16 protein-coding genes are annotated in these 17,108 nt (G+C 60.6%); 3 read left to right on the top strand and 13 right to left on the bottom strand.

What is annotated here, in order from left to right; genetic code table 11:
- Positions 1–27 precede the first annotated feature (27 nt).
- Positions 28–495 (bottom strand): ferritin-like domain-containing protein, encoded by a 468-nt coding sequence (locus KGB07_RS12155; RefSeq protein WP_046042262.1) that lies wholly within the window; start codon positions 493–495, stop codon positions 28–30.
- 203 nt (positions 496–698) lie between these two features.
- On the opposite strand from KGB07_RS12155, the gene KGB07_RS12150 reads away from it, so the two are divergent.
- Both KGB07_RS12150 and KGB07_RS12145 read left to right on the top strand, forming a co-directional pair.
- Positions 699–935 carry a DUF3820 family protein gene (locus KGB07_RS12150; protein ID WP_003227425.1) on the top strand — a complete coding sequence of 79 codons (237 nt, stop codon included), beginning with the start codon at positions 699–701 and terminating at the stop codon, positions 933–935.
- Between the two features lie 19 nt (positions 936–954).
- Positions 955–2,136 carry an aminotransferase class V-fold PLP-dependent enzyme gene (locus KGB07_RS12145; RefSeq protein ID WP_223465493.1) on the top strand — a complete coding sequence of 394 codons (1,182 nt, stop codon included), beginning with the start codon at positions 955–957 and terminating at the stop codon, positions 2,134–2,136.
- A 2-nt stretch (positions 2,137–2,138) separates the two neighbouring features.
- Here the strand turns inward: KGB07_RS12145 and KGB07_RS12140 are convergent, their stop codons facing one another.
- The 4 genes from KGB07_RS12140 to zwf all read right to left on the bottom strand — a co-directional run bounded on the left by KGB07_RS12140 (position 2,139) and on the right by zwf (position 5,912).
- Positions 2,139–2,864, bottom strand: a complete 726-nt coding sequence (locus KGB07_RS12140) for an intradiol ring-cleavage dioxygenase (protein WP_046042260.1) — start codon at positions 2,862–2,864, stop codon at positions 2,139–2,141.
- A 195-nt stretch (positions 2,865–3,059) separates the two neighbouring features.
- Complete coding sequence (locus tag KGB07_RS12135) at positions 3,060–3,725, bottom strand: bifunctional 4-hydroxy-2-oxoglutarate aldolase/2-dehydro-3-deoxy-phosphogluconate aldolase (protein WP_008050561.1); 666 nt, start codon at positions 3,723–3,725, stop codon at positions 3,060–3,062.
- A 17-nt stretch (positions 3,726–3,742) separates the two neighbouring features.
- Positions 3,743–4,456: a 6-phosphogluconolactonase gene (pgl, locus tag KGB07_RS12130; RefSeq protein WP_046042258.1), complete on the bottom strand. Its 714-nt coding sequence runs from the start codon at positions 4,454–4,456 to the stop codon at positions 3,743–3,745.
- Positions 4,443–5,912, bottom strand: a complete 1,470-nt coding sequence (gene zwf, locus KGB07_RS12125; protein ID WP_223465491.1) for a glucose-6-phosphate dehydrogenase — start codon at positions 5,910–5,912, stop codon at positions 4,443–4,445. The genes pgl and zwf overlap by 14 nt, the downstream gene beginning before the upstream one ends.
- 228 nt (positions 5,913–6,140) lie before the next feature.
- Here zwf and KGB07_RS12120 point away from each other — a divergent pair, with 228 nt between their 5' ends.
- Positions 6,141–7,001 carry a MurR/RpiR family transcriptional regulator gene (locus KGB07_RS12120; protein ID WP_177408821.1) on the top strand — a complete coding sequence of 287 codons (861 nt, stop codon included), beginning with the start codon at positions 6,141–6,143 and terminating at the stop codon, positions 6,999–7,001.
- Between the two features lie 80 nt (positions 7,002–7,081).
- On the opposite strand, the gene KGB07_RS12115 is transcribed toward KGB07_RS12120, so the two are convergent.
- The 8 genes from KGB07_RS12115 to KGB07_RS12080 all read right to left on the bottom strand — a co-directional run bounded on the left by KGB07_RS12115 (position 7,082) and on the right by KGB07_RS12080 (position 17,093).
- Positions 7,082–7,936 (bottom strand): D-hexose-6-phosphate mutarotase, encoded by an 855-nt coding sequence (locus KGB07_RS12115; RefSeq protein WP_223465489.1) that lies wholly within the window; start codon positions 7,934–7,936, stop codon positions 7,082–7,084.
- Positions 7,937–8,049: 113 nt separating this feature from the next.
- Complete coding sequence (locus KGB07_RS12110) at positions 8,050–9,396, bottom strand: carbohydrate porin (RefSeq protein WP_046042254.1); 1,347 nt, start codon at positions 9,394–9,396, stop codon at positions 8,050–8,052.
- 264 nt (positions 9,397–9,660) lie between these two features.
- Positions 9,661–10,821: an ABC transporter ATP-binding protein gene (locus KGB07_RS12105; RefSeq protein WP_046042253.1), complete on the bottom strand. Its 1,161-nt coding sequence runs from the start codon at positions 10,819–10,821 to the stop codon at positions 9,661–9,663.
- 4 nt (positions 10,822–10,825) lie between these two features.
- Positions 10,826–11,671: a carbohydrate ABC transporter permease gene (locus KGB07_RS12100; protein ID WP_007995997.1), complete on the bottom strand. Its 846-nt coding sequence runs from the start codon at positions 11,669–11,671 to the stop codon at positions 10,826–10,828.
- A complete protein-coding gene (locus KGB07_RS12095) occupies positions 11,664–12,572 on the bottom strand; it encodes a carbohydrate ABC transporter permease (RefSeq protein WP_008032969.1) in 909 nt (302 codons plus the stop codon). Before KGB07_RS12095 ends, KGB07_RS12100 begins: the two co-directional genes overlap by 8 nt.
- Before the next feature lie 104 nt (positions 12,573–12,676).
- Positions 12,677–13,975 (bottom strand): ABC transporter substrate-binding protein, encoded by a 1,299-nt coding sequence (locus KGB07_RS12090; protein ID WP_223465488.1) that lies wholly within the window; start codon positions 13,973–13,975, stop codon positions 12,677–12,679.
- 117 nt (positions 13,976–14,092) lie between these two features.
- Positions 14,093–15,397 (bottom strand): AGE family epimerase/isomerase, encoded by a 1,305-nt coding sequence (locus KGB07_RS12085; RefSeq protein ID WP_223465487.1) that lies wholly within the window; start codon positions 15,395–15,397, stop codon positions 14,093–14,095.
- 268 nt (positions 15,398–15,665) lie between these two features.
- The gene (locus KGB07_RS12080; RefSeq protein WP_221174494.1) at positions 15,666–17,093 is read right to left on the bottom strand and encodes an ATP-binding protein; all 1,428 of its coding nucleotides are present in this window, start codon (positions 17,091–17,093) and stop codon (positions 15,666–15,668) included.
- Positions 17,094–17,108 lie beyond the last annotated feature (15 nt).

Here is a 17,108-nt window from a genome sequence, read left to right as displayed (position 1 = left end):
TCGCTCCCACAGTTGTTTCAGCTTGGCTTACGAACGTGCACGCGCCTGGTTACGCAGGGCTTTTACCTGGTCGTGGTTACGCTGCGCGCCGTGGTACTGACGCTCAACCAAGTCGCGAATGCCCACCAGGTTGTGCTTGTTGATTTTCTCCATGGCGTCCCGGTAAGCCTTCAACGCATGGTCTTCACCGCGCTCGGCTTCATTGAGTACCGCTTCCTCGCCCTTGCCGGTGAACATCGATTTCACGTCGACCCAACGACGGTGCAGGTCGCCGCTGACACTGGTGGAGGTTTGCGGATCGCCCCCCATCGAACGCACGGCAGACTGCAGCTCCGCAGCGGCCGTCCCACAATCGGTCGAACGCTTGATGAACAGGGTTTTGAGTTCCGGGTGCTTGATGTCTTCAGCGCAAGTCTTGAACCCGGCCTGACCGTCCTTGCTGGTTTCAATCAGGTCGTTGAGTACAGAAATCGCTTCTTTTTTCATGTCGGTCATTTTTCAGTTCCTCTCGGTTGATGAAAGATGCAATGAGTAGTGCACCCTGCATGCCAGCCCGGAACTGTTTGTTTATTCCTTATTTTTCAAACCGTTATCCATTATCAGAAAATCTGTATCCGTTTTATTTGCATGATCTGTCATTTGGCCTGCATGCAGAATGCCTGTATTTTCCAGACAGACTGAATCAAGACGACCGATTGATGAACCCTGAAAAGCTCGAACTGTTGATCACCCGCGAAATGCCCTTCGGCAAGTACAAGGGTCGAATCATTGCCGACCTGCCCGGCCCTTACCTGAACTGGTTCGCCCGGGAGGGTTTCCCCCATGGCGAGTTGGGTGGCCTGCTGGCCCTGATGCAGGAAATCGACCACAACGGTTTGTCGGACTTGCTCGAACCGCTGCGCGCCAAACACGGTAAACCTGCCCCGCGCCACTGAATCACCTGACGAGTCCCCCATGCCCGACAACACCCGCCGCGCCCGTGATGAAGCCTTCTGGCAAACCTTTGCCGACCGCTACGATGTCGAACCCGGCCCGCTCAACCTGGAGAACGGTTACTTCGGACGCATGTCGCGCACGGTGGTCGAGGAATACCAGCGCAACATCGAACTGATCAACCGCAGCAATTCGGTGTACGTGCGCCAGCGTTTCGAACAGGGCGACAGCCTGAAGATCCGCGCGCAACTGGCCAGGTTGATTGGCGTACCCGCTGAAAGCATCGCCCTGACCCGTAACGCCTCGGAAGGTTTGCAGTCGCTGATCCGCAACTACAACCGGTTGCAGCCCGGTGATCAGGTACTGATTTGCGATCTGGAATACGACACGGTCAAGGGCGCCATGCGCTGGCTGGCGCGTAATCGTGGTGTCGAAGTGATCGAGATCGAACACGCACACCCGGCAACCTTCGACGGCCTGCTCAATACCTATCGGGAAGCCTTCGCACGGTATCCGCGGCTGAAGCTGATGGCCCTGACCCACGTCACCCATCGCACGGGCCTGGTGATGCCGGTGCAAGCGATTGCAGCGGCTGCGAAGGAACATGGCATCGATGTCATCCTCGACGGCGCCCATGCCCTCGGCCAACTCGAATTTGACCTGACCGAACTCGGTATCGCTTTCGCCGGCTTCAATCTGCACAAGTGGATCGGTGCACCGCTGACCCTCGGCTTTATCTACATCGCCCCCGAACGCCTGGCCGACATCGATCCGGACATGGGTGAAATGCATTTTCCACCCACTGACATTCGCGCCCGCACCCCGTACAGCACCCCCAACATCCCGGCGCTGCTGACTCTGCCGCTGGTGCTCGAAGAACATTGGGCGATGGGTGGTGCTGCGGCCAAGGGCGCGCGGCTCAATTATCTGCGCAACCGCTGGGTCAGTGCGGCGCGGCCGTTGCCGGGCGTAGAAGTCCTGACCCCGGATGACCCGCGCCTGTATTGCGGAATCACCTCGTTGCGCTTTACCCGGCATGCCGACCAGCAAGCCATGGTCGAGCGCCTGCTCAATGAGTACAACCTGTTCACCGTGACCCGCAGCGGCGCGGCGTGTGGTCCGTGCATCCGCATTACACCGGGGCTAACCACAACGGCGGCCGACATGGATGTGCTGGCCAGGGCACTGACCGAACTGGGCTGACCTCAGACGGTGTACTTGTCAAAGTCCTCGGGCTTGATCTGTGTCGACACGGCGAACGTGTCGATGCCGATGGTCATCTGCCCGAAGTAGCCGTCTTCAGCCGAATCCCGCCCCAGGGTGTGCACGTTCAAGGTCGATTCTTCACCGCCCATGGTTGTATAGAAAAAGTCCTGATCGTTGGTCAGGGCCGGCACGGTTCGGCCGCTGTACGCGCGGCTGCCGAGTACCGAGCGCGAGGCCACTTCAGGCAGGTAAAGCTGCCCGACCCAGGCGACATGCCGCTCTTGCAGATAGTTGTTGCCGGCCGTGATGCGCACCGCGACGTGAATGTGCAAGGCGCGGCCGGCGTAAAAACCCGGATAGATCGTGGTGAAACGCACGGTGCCCGACTTGTCGGTGAACTGCCCGCCGCGCAGGTAGGTATCGTCATCGGTGCGCGGGACGGCGCCGATGTCACCGGTATCGACCTCGACGTCCGGGTTGATCTTGCTCCAGCCCGAATAGGCACCGCGGGCATTGCAGTGCCAGATATCCACCAGCGCATCGGGGACCGGCTCACCGGTCATGGCATCGACAATGGTCAGCCGCAACACCAACGGAACGCCTTCAGCGCCTTCGCTGATGTTTCTGCGGATCAGTTTGGGGTTGCGGAAATACGGGCCGGCGATTTGTTCGGGGGATAGCAGGTAAAGCGGTGCCGGGGGTGCAACTGAGGTGGTAGCGTCCATGACGTTCTCTCTTCCATAAGATGAACGCAGGCTAGCACCGGTCGATTTTCGTCATGTGGTAACTATGTATCGCATGATGTCCCCGCTCCCACAGGTTTCGAGTCGTACCTGTTTGTTCCGGGCAAAAAAAAACGGTGCACCGACCAAGCGCACCGTAAAGCCGTAGAACACACAACGAGGTGTAGGGTGAAGCGATCAGTCCAGCAGCGCCAAAGCCTCGGCGGTGCATTCCTGAATGCGGGCCCAGTCGCCGTTCTTGATCCACTCCGGATCAAGCATCCAGCTACCGCCCACGCACATGACGTTTTTCAACGCCATGTAGCTCTTGATGTTGGCAGGTCCCACGCCGCCGGTCGGGCAGAATTTCACTTCGCCGAACGGACCGCCCAAAGCCTTGATGGCCGCGACGCCGCCGCTGACTTCAGCCGGGAACAGCTTGAAGCGGCGATAACCCAGGCCGTAGCCTTCCATGATGCCCGAGGCATTGCTGATGCCCGGCAACAGTGGAATCGGGCTGGCGACGCTGGCTTCCAGCAGGTCGCGGGTGATACCCGGGGTGACGATGAATTGCGAGCCCGCCGCTTCCGCCGCCGCCAACATGTGGCGATCCAGCACGGTGCCGGCGCCGGTCACCAGTTCCGGACGCTGCTCGCGCAGAATCTGGATGGCCTTGAGGCCGAATTGCGAACGCAGGGTCACTTCCAGGGCTGTCAGGCCACCGGCTGCAAGGGCGTCGGCCAGCGGCAAAACGTCTTGCTCGCGGGCGATGGTGATCACCGGCAGGATCCGCGCTTTCGCGCAGATGCTGTCGATCAGGGCAACTTTGTCCGCCATGGAAACGGTCGGGGATGGGTTTGTCATAGCGGCTGTTCCTTGGCTCATGGGCACCAGTAAATCTCTAACGTGGGTTGCAGAAACGCGCGAATCGGCATTGCGGCGACATCGTCGCCGGCCAGTGCGGTACTCAGGGTGGTCAGCTTGGACTGACCGGAAATCGATAGAACCTTGTGTTTGGCCGAGGCCAGCAGCGCGCGGCTCATGGTCAGGCGCTGATGCGGCACGGTCGGCGCCAGCATCGGCCAGCAGCGACGAACGCCATCGGCCTGCAATGCCTCGGCAAGGTTCGGGCTGTTGGGGAACAGCGACGCGGTGTGGCCGTCATCGCCCATGCCGAGGATCAGCATGTCGATCACCGGCAACTCCGACAGCAAACGGTCGGCCTGCTCGGCCGCCTGCTCCAGGTTGGCACTGGCGCTGTACAGGCTGAGGAACTGCGCCTTGGCCGCCGGGCCTTGCAGCAGGTAACGCTTGATCAGGCCGGCGTTGCTGTCGGCGTGTTCGACCGGCACCCAGCGCTCGTCGGCCAGGCTGATCACCACGTTCGACCAGTCCAGCGTCTGCTTGGCCAGGTGCTGGAAAAATGCCACCGGGCTGCGGCCACCGGAAACCACCAGGGTCGCAGTGCCCTGGGCGTCGATCGCGTCGCTCAGTTGTTTCGCCACGTTCAGTGCCAGGCTTTCAGCCAGCAGCACCGGGCTCTTGTATGCATGGGCGCTGACGCCCTGCGGCAGTTTCAAATCAGATATCGCCATACCACGACCTCCCGTCCCGCGTGATCAGTGCAATGGAGCTCATCGGCCCCCAGGACCCAGCCGCGTACGGCTTGGGCGCATCACCGGATTTTTTCCACCCGGCGATTAACTGGTCACACCACTTCCACGCGGCTTCGATTTCATCTTTACGGACAAACAGGTTCTGATTGCCGCGCATCACTTCCAGCAACAACCGCTCGTAGGCATCGGGAATCCGTGCGCTGCTCCAGGTGTCGGAAAAATTCAGTTGCAACGGACCGCTACGCAGCTGCATGCCCTTGTCCAGGCCTTGATCTTTGGTCATGACACGCAAGGAAATGCCTTCGTCCGGCTGCAGGCGGATAATCAGTTTGTTGCTGATTTGCAGGCGCTGCTCGGGAGCGAAGATGTAGTGCGACGGTTCCTTGAAGTGGATGACGATCTGCGACAGCTTCTGCGGCATGCGCTTGCCGGTACGCAGGTAAAACGGCACGCCGGCCCAGCGCCAGTTGCGGATGTCGGCACGCAGGGCGACAAAGGTTTCGGTGTCGCTCTGGGTGTTGGAATTGGGTTCTTCCAGGTACCCCGGTACCGCTTTGCCTTCGCTGTAGCCGGCGATGTACTGGCCGCGCACCACTTGAGTGGTCAGGCCTTCCGGGCTGATCGGCGCCAGGGCCTTGAGCACTTTGACCTTCTCGTCGCGGATGCTGTCGGCGGACAAGTCGGCCGGCGGGTCCATGGCGATCAGGCAGAGCAGTTGCAGCAGGTGATTCTGGATCATGTCCCGCAGCTGGCCGGCCTTGTCGAAGTAACCCCAGCGGCCTTCGATACCGACCTTCTCGGCCACGGTGATTTCCACGTGGGAGATGTAGTTCTGGTTCCACTGGGTTTCGAACAGGCTGTTGGCGAAACGCAGGGCGATCAGGTTCTGGACGGTCTCTTTGCCCAGATAGTGGTCGATGCGGTAGGTGCGGTTCTCCGGGAAGAACTGCGCCACGGCGTCGTTGACCTTGCGCGAGGACTCCAGGTCCGAACCGATGGGCTTTTCCAGCACCACACGGGTGTTTTGTGCCAGGCCGACCTTGGCCAGGTTCTCGCAAATCGCGCCATACACGGCGGCCGGGGTCGCAAAGTAGGCGATGACCCGCTGCGAACTGCCGGCGGATTCGGCAAGGGCCACATAATCTTCGGCGTTGAGGAAGTCGACGTGCAGGTAGCTCAGGCGCGCCAGAAAGCGCTCGACCACGGCTTCGTCCAGCTCTTTGGCACCGACATAGCGGCGCAGCTCGGAGGTGATGAACGCCAGGTGTTCCTGCTCGCTGCCCGGCTCACGAGCCAGCGCGATGATCCGCGTGTCCTCGTGCAACAGGCCGGCGCCGTCGAGTTGATAAAGGGCAGGAAACAGCTTGCGCAAGGCCAGGTCGCCAAGGGCGCCGAACAAGGCAAAGGTGCACGGTTCAACCGTAATCGAGAGCATGATGTTTGTTCTTTTATCAAGTTAAGCTACAAATACCTTTTTTCAAGGCATCACTCAAGGGAAAATGTAGTAATAACCACAACATTTTCGCAAAATACAGATTCCGAGTGGTGGTCGGTCGGAGCCATCAGTAGGATAGGCCACCGTTACGGGCCTCACCAAAGGCCCTTTTTGCATTAGCCGCGCGCTTATCGGTGCCGGTGAATCAAGGAAACTTATATGGACCGCGTGCGAAATTTACTGGAGCAAATCCAGAATCGCCTTGAAGACCTGAACAAGGCCGAACGCAAAGTCGCCGAGGTGATCCTGCTCAACCCGCAGCAGGCCACCCGCTTCAGCATCGCCGCCCTCGCCCAGGCCGCCTCGGTCAGCGAACCGACGGTCAACCGTTTCTGCCGTTCGTTCGGCGTCAGCGGCTACCCCGAGCTCAAGCTGCAACTGGCCCAGAGCCTGGCCAGTGGTGCCGCCTATGTCAGCCGCGCGGTGGAAGCCGACGACAATCCGGAGGCCTACACCCAGAAAATCTTCGGCAGCGCCATCGCCTCGCTGGACAGCGCCTGCCAGGCACTGGACCCGAACCTGATCAGCCGCGCCGTCGACCTGCTGATTCAGGCGCGGCAGATCCACTTCTTCGGCCTCGGCGCCTCGGCCCCGGTGGCACTGGATGCGCAGCACAAGTTCTTCCGTTTCAACCTCGCCGTCACGGCCCACGCGGATGTGCTGATGCAGCGCATGATTGCCTCGGTGGCCCATACAGGCGAGTTGTTCGTGATCATTTCCTACACCGGTCGCACCCGAGAACTGGTGGAAGTGGCGCGCATCGCCCGGGAAAACGGCGCCTCGGTGCTTGGCCTGACCGCCGAGAACTCGCCACTGGCCAAGGCCAGCACCCTGAGCCTGAACATTCCGCTGCCGGAAGACACCGACATCTACATGCCGATGACGTCGCGGATCATCCAGCTGACCGTGCTGGATGTGCTCGCCACCGGCATGACCTTGCGCCGGGGCGTGGATTTCCAGCCGCATTTGCGCAAGATCAAGGAGAGCTTGAATGCCAGCCGGTATCCGGTTGGGGATGAGTTCAACTGATCCAACATTTGCGCTGACCGTCCTGGCCTCATCGCGAGCTTGCTCGCGATGGCGGCAGTCCAGGCACAGCCGCCCTTGAACTAAGCCCCCACCCGCGCCTGCAAACTCAAATGCGCCCGCTCCCCAGGCTTCAGGCACAGGCTGTCGGTACCGCCGCTCGCCGCTTCCACACAGACAAATTCGGATATCTCGTTCCAGGTCACGCCGAGCAACGGACGTGAACCGGGATGCCACACCACCGTGTCTGCCGTATCCCCGGTATCAATGCACAACGCCCGGTCCCAGGCATGGTCGTTCAACTGCAATTCGCCGTCGTGCTGGAACACACGCTGGCATCCGCCGTCCACGCGCAATTCGCCTTCCTGCTGACAAACCTGCCGGCTCAACTGGTCGTAACCCTGCGCGCCCTCGAGCCCAGACAGCGCTACCTCACTGACATCGCCAATACGCCAGTAAGCATGCAAAGCCTGGCTCAACTGGCACGGCATGTCGTCCTGATGCTCGGTGCTCAGGCGCAGTTCCATGCGTTCACCCAGGTGCGCATGCAGGTCCACCTGCCAGTCGCACAACTTCAGTTGCCAATGCAATCGCACGCCATCGTCGTCACTGTTGCTGTCGAGCAGCTTCCAGTCGAGCAACCGCGCCCAGCCATGGGACGGCCAGGCGTTTTCGCTCGGATGCCGGCCATACCAGGGCCAACACACCGGCACGCCGCCACGAATGGCGCCGACCTGCGGCCACTTCGCCGCGCACCACAGCCAGGGTTTCTGGCCCTTGGGCTGGAAGTGCAACAACTGCGCGCCCTGACGACTGAACACCGCCTGACACAGCGGATGGTCGATCACCAGCACGTCGCGCATCTGATAGCGCTCCCACGCAAACACGGATCGCTCGCGCAAGGATTTGAAGAAGCGTTGTAGCGGATGCTCAAGCATGTGCCACGGTCCTGAAATCAACTGTCACCGGGGTGCGCGGCCCGCAAAAAAAAGCGGACAGCCATGGCTGTCCGCAAATATGCGCACATGGAGAGAAGCTTATCGCAGACGCGTTAGAACACCGACTGAATTTTCAGGCCGGCCACCAGCGCGTTGTCGACTTCATCCACACCACCCGGGTGCGTGACGTATTGCAGGTTGGGGCGTACGGTCAGCCAGTTGGTCACGTGGAAGCCGTAGTTGATCTCGTAGTTGTATTCGGTTTCACGAATCGGCGAGAACAGCGGATTTTCGTATTCCGAAACACCATTGGCCGCGTTGGTCAGCTCGGCGTTTTTCTTCACGTCATCGTTGACATGGATACGGGCGAAACCGATGCCCACGTCATCCTTCGGACGCGCGTCGAACGGGCCCTTGTACACAAACATCAGCGACTGGTAGTTGTCGATGAAGTTGGTGTCCTTGTCGTGGAACGTAGCGTTGGCCGCGATGTTCAGACCACGGGAAGCGTCGCCATTGTGGCTGGTCAGTTGTTGCTGCGCGACGAACCAGTAGCCGTGCTTGCTATCGTGGACGCGATAAGGGTTGCCGGTGGTCGCAGCGTTCTGGCCGTTGTCGTCCTCGAGAACGTCGTCGGCAGGGGCGGTACTTTTGTAGTAACCGACACGGTATTCGCCCGGCAGGCTGTTGACCTTCGGCGACCAGACCAGCTCGACTGGCAGGACGGTGCCATTGGTGCCACTGCCGCTGAGCTTGAAGCCGTTACCGTGCTCCAGTTGCGACGTGTTCTGGTTGTACGCGCCAATCTGAGCGTAGAGCTCGTCATTGATGTTGTACTTCACGCGGATCGCCGCCTGGCTGACCGGCCAGTTGTACCAGATGTTGGTGGCCCAGTTACCCACCTGGGATCCGCAGAACGCCAGGTTCTGGAATTCGCACGGGAAGGTGTTGAAGTCTTCACCTTCACCGAAGTAACCGGCTTTGACGTCCAGTTTGTTGTCGAGGAACTGATGCTGAATCCACAACTGGGTCAGACGGACCATGTGTCCACGACCGAAGACTTCCTGGGAGGAACTCAAGGTGCCAGCACGCGGGTCGCCGATACGGTCGTTGGAGATGTTCTCACCGTTACGGTTGGTGAGCTGGATCTTGGCCTGGGTGTTATCCCAGCCGAACAGTTTCTCCAGGTCCAGCGCCGCGCCCAGGCCAAACTGGTCGGCGTAGCGCGCGGTCTTGTCATCGTTGAAACCGCCATGCAGGTTGCCGCCGACTTCACCGACGTAGTCCATCTTGATGTCGATGCCTTGCTCGATCAGCTTGGTACGCTCGCCACCCCAATCGCCCGTCATCCACTTGGAATCGGAGCTGAACGCTTCATCGGCCATCGCATTGCCGGCCAGTACCAGTGCTGCCGCTGCTGAAACCTGGCAGATCAACCGGGCCTTGTTCTTCATCTTCATCCCTACTTCCTCGTTTTATTGTTATTAACTTTTCTTCTTTAACGCGGTTACAACGGTTGCGATACGCGACAGGCCGCGCATCACTGATCCCCCTGTGGGAGTGGCTTTTGTGGCGAGGGGGCTTGCCCCCGTTCGACTGCGAAGCAGTCGTAAAAAACAATCACCATTTTCCGACTCGGAATCGCAGTGACAGGTTTCAGGGGCGCTTCGCACCCCAACGGGGCAAGCCCCCTCGTCACAAAAGCTCGCGCCCACATTTGTTCTTCAGCGGCCTTTGAATTGGGCCACGTTGTCAGCATGCGCCTCGGCTTTCGGCACGCCAGCAACGCCCAAACGCTCCCCACTCTTGGCATCGAACAGCAGTACTTTCGCCGGGTCGAATTGCAGGGTCAGGGTCTCGCCCACCGCTGGCGCCACGTCCGGTGCCAGGCGGCAGCAGACCTTGGTGTCGTTGAGGTTGACGAAGACCAGGGTGTCGGGCCCGGTCGGTTCGGTGACCTGGACTTCGGCACGAATGGTTGGCAAACCGTTCGCTTCGCCGTTGGCCAGGATGATCTGCTCAGGGCGCATGCCGAGGATCACTTCGCGATCTTCGAGACCGGCGTCCTGCATGCCCAACGGCAACTCGCAACGGGCCTGGCCGCTGTCGAGCAGCGCCAGCAAACGACCATCCTTGCGCTGCAGGCGCAGCGGGATGAAGTTCATCGGCGGCGAACCGATGAAGCTCGCCACGAACAGGTTGGCCGGGTTGTTGTAGATGTCCTTCGGCGTACCGAACTGCTGGATGATCCCGTCCTTCATCACCGCCACTTTGTCGCCCAGGGTCATGGCTTCGATCTGGTCGTGGGTTACATAGACCGTGGTGGTTTTCAGGCGCTGGTGCATCAGTTTCATTTCGGTGCGCATCTCGACCCGCAGCTTGGCGTCGAGGTTGGACAGCGGTTCGTCGAACAGATAAATCTTCGGCCGCCGCGCCAAGGCACGGCCCATCGCCACGCGCTGTTGCTGGCCACCGGAGAGCTGGCCGGGTTTGCGGCTGAGCAGGTGTTCGATCTGCAACAGTTTGGACACCCGAGCGACTTCCTCGTCGATTTCGGCGGTCGGCATTTTGCGGATCTTAAGGCCGAACGCGATGTTGTCGCGCACGCTCATGGTCGGGTACAGCGCGTAGGACTGGAACACCATGGCGATGTCACGATCCTTGGGGCTCATGCCGCTGATGTCGGCGTCGTCCACCAGGATCGCGCCGCCGCTGATGGTTTCCAGGCCGGCGATGCAGTTCATCAAGGTCGACTTGCCGCAGCCCGACGGGCCGACCAGGATCAGGAACTCACCGTCATCGATCTTCAGTTCGATGTTTTTCAGGGTGTCCGGCAAGCCGGGGCCGTAGGTCTTGTTGACGTTGCGTAATTCGAGAGTTGCCATGTTTCTACCCCTTGACCGCGCCGGACGTCAGCCCACGCAGGAAATACTTGCCAGCGAATATGTAGACCAGCAGTGTCGGCAGCCCGGCGATCATCGCGGCGGCCATATCAACGTTGTATTCCTTGGCCCCGGTGCTGGTGTTGACCAGGTTATTCAGGGCCACGGTAATTGGCTGGGCGTCGCCACTGGCGAACACCACGCCGAACAGGAAGTCGTTCCAGATCTGGGTGAACTGCCAGATCAGGCAGACCATCACGATCGGGATCGACATCGGCAGCAGGATCTTCAGGAAGATCGTGAAGAAGCCCGCGCCATCAAGCCTTGCGGCCTTGACCAGCGCATCCGGAATGCTCACGTAGTAGTTGCGGAAGAACAGCGTGGTGAACGCCAGGCCGTAGACCACGTGCACCAGCACCAGGCCGGTGGTGGTGTTGGCCAGGCCGAACTTGCCGAGGGTGAACGAGGCAGGCAACAGCACGGTCTGGAACGGCAGGAAGCAGCCGAACAGCAGCAGGCCGAAGAACAGTTGCGAACCACGGAAGCGCCACATCGACAGCACGTAGCCGTTCATCGCACCAATAAACGTGGAAATCAGCACCGCCGGCACGGTGATTTTCACCGAGTTCCAGAAGTAGCCGCCGACCACGTCCCAGGCCTTGATCCAGCCAATGCCGTCAATCACGGTCGGCCAGCTCAACAGGTTGCCGGTACGGATGTCTTCCGGGGATTTGAAACTGGTCAGCAGCATCACCACCAGCGGGATCAGGTACACCGCTGCCGCCAGCAACAGAGTTGCGTAGATAGCGATGCGGCTGAAGCTCAAGGCTGGTTTGCCGAGTTGATTAGTCATGGCGTTTGCCTCGCAGCTCGGAGTACAGGTACGGCACGAGGATGGTCAGAACGGCGCCGAGCATCAGCATGGCGCTGGCCGAACCGATGCCCATCTGGCCACGGCTGAAGGTGAAGGAATACATGAACATCGCCGGCAGGTCGGAGGAGTAACCCGGACCGCCCGCGGTCATCGCCGCGACCAGGTCGAAGCTCTTGATCGCGATGTGCGCCAGGATCATGAAGGCACTGAAGAACACCGGGCGCAGGCTTGGCAGGACGATCTTCAGGTAGATGGTCGGCAGGCTCGCCCCGTCGACTTGCGCGGCACGGATGATCGATTGATCGACGCCGCGCAGACCGGCGAGGAACATTGCCATGACAAACCCTGAGGCTTGCCACACGGCGGCGATCACCAGGCAGTACACCACGCGATCCTGATCTACCAGCCAGTCGAGACGGAAGCCTTCCCAGCCCCAGTCACGCAGCATCTTGTCCAGGCCCAGGCCTGGGTTGAGCAACCACTTCCACGCGGTACCGGTGACGATCATCGACAGCGCCATCGGGTACAGGTAGACGGTGCGGATGAAGCCTTCCTTGCGAATGCGCTGATCCAGCAGCACGGCGAGGAACACGCCCAGCACCAGGCTGATGCCAATGAACATGCCGCCAAACAGCGCGAGGTTCTTGCTCGCGACCCACCAGCGGTCGTTGTCCATCAGGCGCATGTATTGCTGCAGGCCGACCCACTTGTAGCTCGGCATGAAGCTGGAGTTGGTGAAGGACAGAATGAACGTCCAGATGATGTAACCGTAGAAACCAACCAACACGATCAGCATGCTCGGCGCGAGTACCAACTTGGGTAGCCAGCGTTGCAGCGCATCGAACGGTGAGGCTTTGCTGAAAACCGCCACAGAGCTCATCGGGATAATCCAGGTTTAGATGTAAGGATCGGAGTGCGATCCCTTGTAGGAGCGAGCCTGCTCGCGACTACAAGGGGGAACTCACTCAGGTAAATGCCAAGGGATTACTGGGCCGCTTTGACAGCCGAGGCCAGTTGGGCGCTGGCCTTGGCCGGGTCAGCATCCTTGTCGTTCATGAAGTTGGTGACCACGTCGAAGATCGCGCCTTGCACCGCCAGGGAAGTGGCCATGTTGTGCGCCATGCTCGGTTGCAGGCCGCCGGTCTTGTCGTCCGCGATGAAGTCCTTGGCCGACTTCTGGGCGCACTCGTCGAAGCCGAGCTTGTCCATTTCGTTCAGCATGTCGTTACGCACCGGGATCGAACCCTTGTTCATGCTGAAGACTTTCTGGAAGTCGGTACCCAATGCGACCTTGGCCAGGTCTTGTTGGGCAGCGATGTCGCCCTTGCGATCGGCCTTGAGCTTGAACACCGCCAGGGAGTCGATGTTGTAGGTGAAGGCTTTTTCAGTGCCTGGGAATGCTACGCACTGGTAGTCCTTGCCCGCGACCTTCTTCGCCGCCGTCCACTCGCTTTTTGCCCAGTCGCCCATCATCTGCATACCGGCCTTGCCATTGATGACGTCGGCGGCGGCGATGTTCCAGTCACGACCGGCGCGGTTCGGGTCCATGTAGCCGGTGATCTTTTTCAGCTCGGCGAACGACTGGGTCATCTCCGGGCCGGACAGGGTTTTCTGGTCCAGGTCGACCAGGGCTTTCTTGTAACCGTCAGCGCCCATGACCGAGAGCACTACGTCTTCGAACACGGTGCTGTCCTGCCAAGGCTGACCGCCGTGGGCGAGCGCGATGAAGCCGGCGGCCTTGAGCTTGTCGCCGGCGGCATAGAATTCTTCGAGGGTAGTCGGGGCTTTTTCGATCCCGGCTTTCTTGAACACTTGCGGGTTGATCCACAGCCAGTTGACGCGGTGGATGTTCACCGGCACGGCGACGTAGTCACCTTCGTACTTCACGGTGTCGGAGACTTTCTTCGACAGCAGGCCATCCCAGTTTTCGGACTTGGATACTTCTTTCAACGCGTCGGTGCTGAGCAGGCCGGTGCTGCCCCACTCCTGGATGTCCGGGCCTTTGATCTGGGCAACGCCTGGCGGGTTGCCGGCTACGGCGCGACTTTTGAGTACGGTCATGGCCGTGGAACCGCCACCACCGGCGACTGCGCCGTCCTTCCAGGTGAAGCCGTCTTTTTCGACTTGAGCCTTCAGGACATCGACCGCTGCTTTTTCACCACCGGAAGTCCACCAGTGAACGACTTCAACGGAACCTTTGGATTCGGCGGCCAGGACACTGAGAGGGAGTGCAGACAGGGAAGCGAGAGAAATGACAGTAGCGAGGCGAGAAATCGCATTCATCTAGGAGCACCTTTCTTGTTGTTATGCATGCAAGTCTGTTGCTTGCGCTGCATAGGATTCTAAACAGGGGATATCCCCTCGCAGGTAACGAAGGGATGCGCGAATGTCACCGCATGGTTACATAGAACCGCTCTGGGACAACCGCGCCAGCGCCGTGGCCATGCTCGGCGCCAGCGCCAGGCGCGGAATCAGCACGGCTTGCCAGGCGTGGTAAAGGTCAGGCTTGCCTGGCCAGATATCGGCACTCGGGCGGTTCTGCGGGTCGAGTTCGTGATGCCAACTACCATCGCAACGGTCGATGAAATGACTGTCACAGAACTCCCAGAATAGTCGGTACCAGTGTTCGTATTGTGCTTCCCCGGTGCGCTTGAGCAAGGCACTGGCGGCGGCGCTGGCTTCGCAATGGGTCCAGTGCAGGCGATGGCGGACCACCGCTTTGTTGTCCCAGTCCAGGGTGTAGACAATGCCCGGCGCCCCATCGACGTCCCAGCCGTGGAGGCAATTGTGCTCGAACAGTTTTTGCGCATCGGTGACCAGCCAGCCCGGTGTGAGCATCCCCGCTCTCACCCGCGAAGCTTCGAGGTGCAGCAACAGCCGCGCCCACTCGAAACCATGGCCCGGAGTGGTGCCGTAGGGGCGGAAGCCGTCGGCTGGATTGTCGCGGCTGTACTCGCGCAGCGGCTGCCAGGCGCGGTCGAAATGCTCGATCACCAGGTAATCGTTGGCGGCGGCGTGACCATGGATTACGCGCTCGACAATCCGTTGCGCGCGGCTCAGCCAGCGATTGTCATCGGTGACATCGGCCAGGGCGAGGAAGGCTTCGGTGGCGTGCATGTTGCTGTTGGCACCCCGATACGCCTCCTCTTCGCTCCAGTCGCGATTGAAAGACTCGCGCATCGCGCCTTCTTCTTCGCTCCAGAAGTAAGTGTCGATGATATCGATGGCATCATCGAGCAAGGCTTGCGCACCGGGGCGCTGCGCGACCACCGCGGAGCTCGCAGCCAGCGCAACGAAGGCATGCAGATAGGCGTTCTTGCCGGTATTGCCGGTATTGCCGGTATTGCCGGTATTGCCGGTATTGCCGGTATTGCCGTCGCGATGTTCGGCGGCCGCGAACCAGCCGCCATGCAGCGCGTCGCGCAACGGCCCGCGCAGGGCGGCAACGCCGTGATCGACCAGTTCGGCAAAACCCGGCAAGCCCTGAATGTGGGCCATGGCGAAGCTGTGGGTCATGCGCGCGGTGTTCATGGTGTGTGCTTGCGCATCAGATGCGAGGCGGCCTGTTTCATCGAGGTTGCCGAAGCCTTCAGGCAGTTTCGAAGCCTTGGCAAAAGCCAGCAGGCGCAAGCCTTCGGTGGCGAGCCATTGCTGATGGGCAGGTGCGTTCAGCCAACTGCTGAAGGCCGGTTGGAAGGTGTCCATGGCGTACCTTTTTTGTTGTTATGACTGTGGGGCAGCATAAACAACGGGGGAAGGTAGGCATGTAACGAAGGGGGTGGGTTGTGTCACTGACTTGTGACAATGGACACAGACATTGAGTGAGATACTTGTGGCGAGGGGGCTTGCCCCCGCTGGAGTGCGAAGCGCTCCCAAAACGACCTCCCTCGAATTACCTGTAAATATGAGGTTGCTGATTTTACGACTGCTTCGCAGCCGAACGGGGGCAAGCCCCCTCGCCACAGGGTCGGTGTCAATCCATTGAGCGGGGCAACTGCAGGGTCACCCGCAACCCGCCCTCACGCAAATTCTGCAAGCTGACCTCACCACCATGGCTATGGGCAATGTTGCGGGCAATCCCCAGCCCCAAGCCATAGCCCTGCTGTTGCCCGGCCAGGCGGAAGTGCGGTTCGAACACCTGCTCCAGACGCTGCTCCGGCACGCCCGGCCCTTCATCATCGACATGCAGGATGAACGCGCTTTCGTCGTCATCGATGTGCAGGTGCGCGTTCTGCCCGTACTTCAGCGCATTGTCGATAAGGTTGCCGATGCAGCGCTTGAGCGCCAGCGGTTTGCCCGGGTACGCCGCCAGCGCCCGCCCCTGCTGGGTTACGCGACCGTTGCCGTTCGGCGCGAGATAGGGTTCCACCAGACAGTCGAGCACATGGTTGAGGTCCACTGGCTCGATGTTCTCGTGGATGTCGGTGTCTTTGACGCATTGCAGCGCGCCCTTGACCAGCAATTCGAGCTCGTCCAGATCGCGCCCGAACTTGGCTTGCAGTGTTTCGTCTTCGAGCAATTCAACCCGCAGGCGCAGGCGGGTGATCGGCGTGCGCAGGTCGTGGGAAATGGCGCTGAACAACTGGCTGCGCTCGGTCAGGTAACGGCTGATGCGCTCGCGCATGGTGTTGAAGGCGCGGCCGACCTCGACCACTTCGCTGCCCCCGCCTTCGGCGACCGGCTCCACGTCAGCCCCCAGCGACAGATCCCGCGCCGCCCGCGCCAGGCGCTTGAGCGGACGACTCTGCCAGTGCACCAGCAGGCCGATGAACAACAGCAAAAAGCTGCTGGTGAGGACGATGAACCACACCTGCTGCGCCGGCAGGCCCTGCTCCTCAAGACTGGTGTAGGGCTCGGGCAACAGCGAGGCGATGTACAGCCATTCGCCCGGCGCCATCTGGATCTGCGTGACCAGCACCGGCGGATTCACCGGCTCCAGGGTCAGCGCGTAGTGCGCCCAGGAGCGTGGCAACTCATCAAGCTTCAGGCCGCCATTGAAGATGCGCAGGTCTTCCGGGCTGACGAAGGTCACCGAGATGTCCGTGTCCTGGCCGAGGGACTGGCGCAGCACTTCGTCCACCGCCTTGAGCACCGCCTCTTTGCGCGGGGTGATGGGCAATACTTCCATGCCCAGGGGTTTGTCGTTTAACGTCACCACGAACCGGGTGCCGCCCATGCTGCGCAACTGGTCGAGCACCAAGGGCCGAAACGCCACCGGCAACGAACGGAAATAGCTGACGCTGGCGGTCATTGAATGGGCCAGGCTGCGGGCGCTGGTGACCAGGCCCTCGAGCTGCGTGGCGCGCAGTTGCGACACCCAGATCACGCTCGACAACGTCTGGGCGAACAACACCGCCAGCAAGGTCAGCAACAACATCCGCCCGAGCAGCGAACGCGGCATCGGCACCTTGGCGGC

It is taken from the genome of Pseudomonas sp. GL-RE-26, from assembly GCF_019956275.1.
GTDB lineage: Bacteria > Pseudomonadota > Gammaproteobacteria > Pseudomonadales > Pseudomonadaceae > Aquipseudomonas > Aquipseudomonas grandcourensis.
The sequence above is the reverse complement of the archived record's forward strand: the minus strand, read 5'-3'. Positions and strand labels throughout refer to the sequence as shown.

What these genes read in the sequence shown, in the direction of transcription:
- KGB07_RS12135 (WP_008050561.1), bottom strand. Translation starts at nt 3,725, where the DNA reads ATGACAAACCCATCCCCGACCGTTTCCATGGCGGACAAAGTTGCCCTG.
- KGB07_RS12105 (WP_046042253.1), bottom strand. Translation starts at nt 10,821, where the DNA reads ATGGCAACTCTCGAATTACGCAACGTCAACAAGACCTACGGCCCCGGC.
- KGB07_RS12100 (WP_007995997.1), bottom strand. Translation starts at nt 11,671, where the DNA reads ATGACTAATCAACTCGGCAAACCAGCCTTGAGCTTCAGCCGCATCGCT.
- KGB07_RS12080 (WP_221174494.1), bottom strand. Translation starts at nt 17,093, where the DNA reads ATGCCGCGTTCGCTGCTCGGGCGGATGTTGTTGCTGACCTTGCTGGCG.
- KGB07_RS12155 (WP_046042262.1), bottom strand. Translation starts at nt 495, where the DNA reads ATGACCGACATGAAAAAAGAAGCGATTTCTGTACTCAACGACCTGATT.
- KGB07_RS12110 (WP_046042254.1), bottom strand. Translation starts at nt 9,396, where the DNA reads ATGAAGATGAAGAACAAGGCCCGGTTGATCTGCCAGGTTTCAGCAGCG.
- zwf (WP_223465491.1), bottom strand. Translation starts at nt 5,912, where the DNA reads ATGCTCTCGATTACGGTTGAACCGTGCACCTTTGCCTTGTTCGGCGCC.
- KGB07_RS12150 (WP_003227425.1), top strand. Translation starts at nt 699, where the DNA reads ATGAACCCTGAAAAGCTCGAACTGTTGATCACCCGCGAAATGCCCTTC.
- pgl (WP_046042258.1), bottom strand. Translation starts at nt 4,456, where the DNA reads ATGGCGATATCTGATTTGAAACTGCCGCAGGGCGTCAGCGCCCATGCA.
- KGB07_RS12095 (WP_008032969.1), bottom strand. Translation starts at nt 12,572, where the DNA reads ATGAGCTCTGTGGCGGTTTTCAGCAAAGCCTCACCGTTCGATGCGCTG.
- KGB07_RS12145 (WP_223465493.1), top strand. Translation starts at nt 955, where the DNA reads ATGCCCGACAACACCCGCCGCGCCCGTGATGAAGCCTTCTGGCAAACC.
- KGB07_RS12140 (WP_046042260.1), bottom strand. Translation starts at nt 2,864, where the DNA reads ATGGACGCTACCACCTCAGTTGCACCCCCGGCACCGCTTTACCTGCTA.
- KGB07_RS12090 (WP_223465488.1), bottom strand. Translation starts at nt 13,975, where the DNA reads ATGAATGCGATTTCTCGCCTCGCTACTGTCATTTCTCTCGCTTCCCTG.
- KGB07_RS12115 (WP_223465489.1), bottom strand. Translation starts at nt 7,936, where the DNA reads ATGCTTGAGCATCCGCTACAACGCTTCTTCAAATCCTTGCGCGAGCGA.
- KGB07_RS12085 (WP_223465487.1), bottom strand. Translation starts at nt 15,397, where the DNA reads ATGGACACCTTCCAACCGGCCTTCAGCAGTTGGCTGAACGCACCTGCC.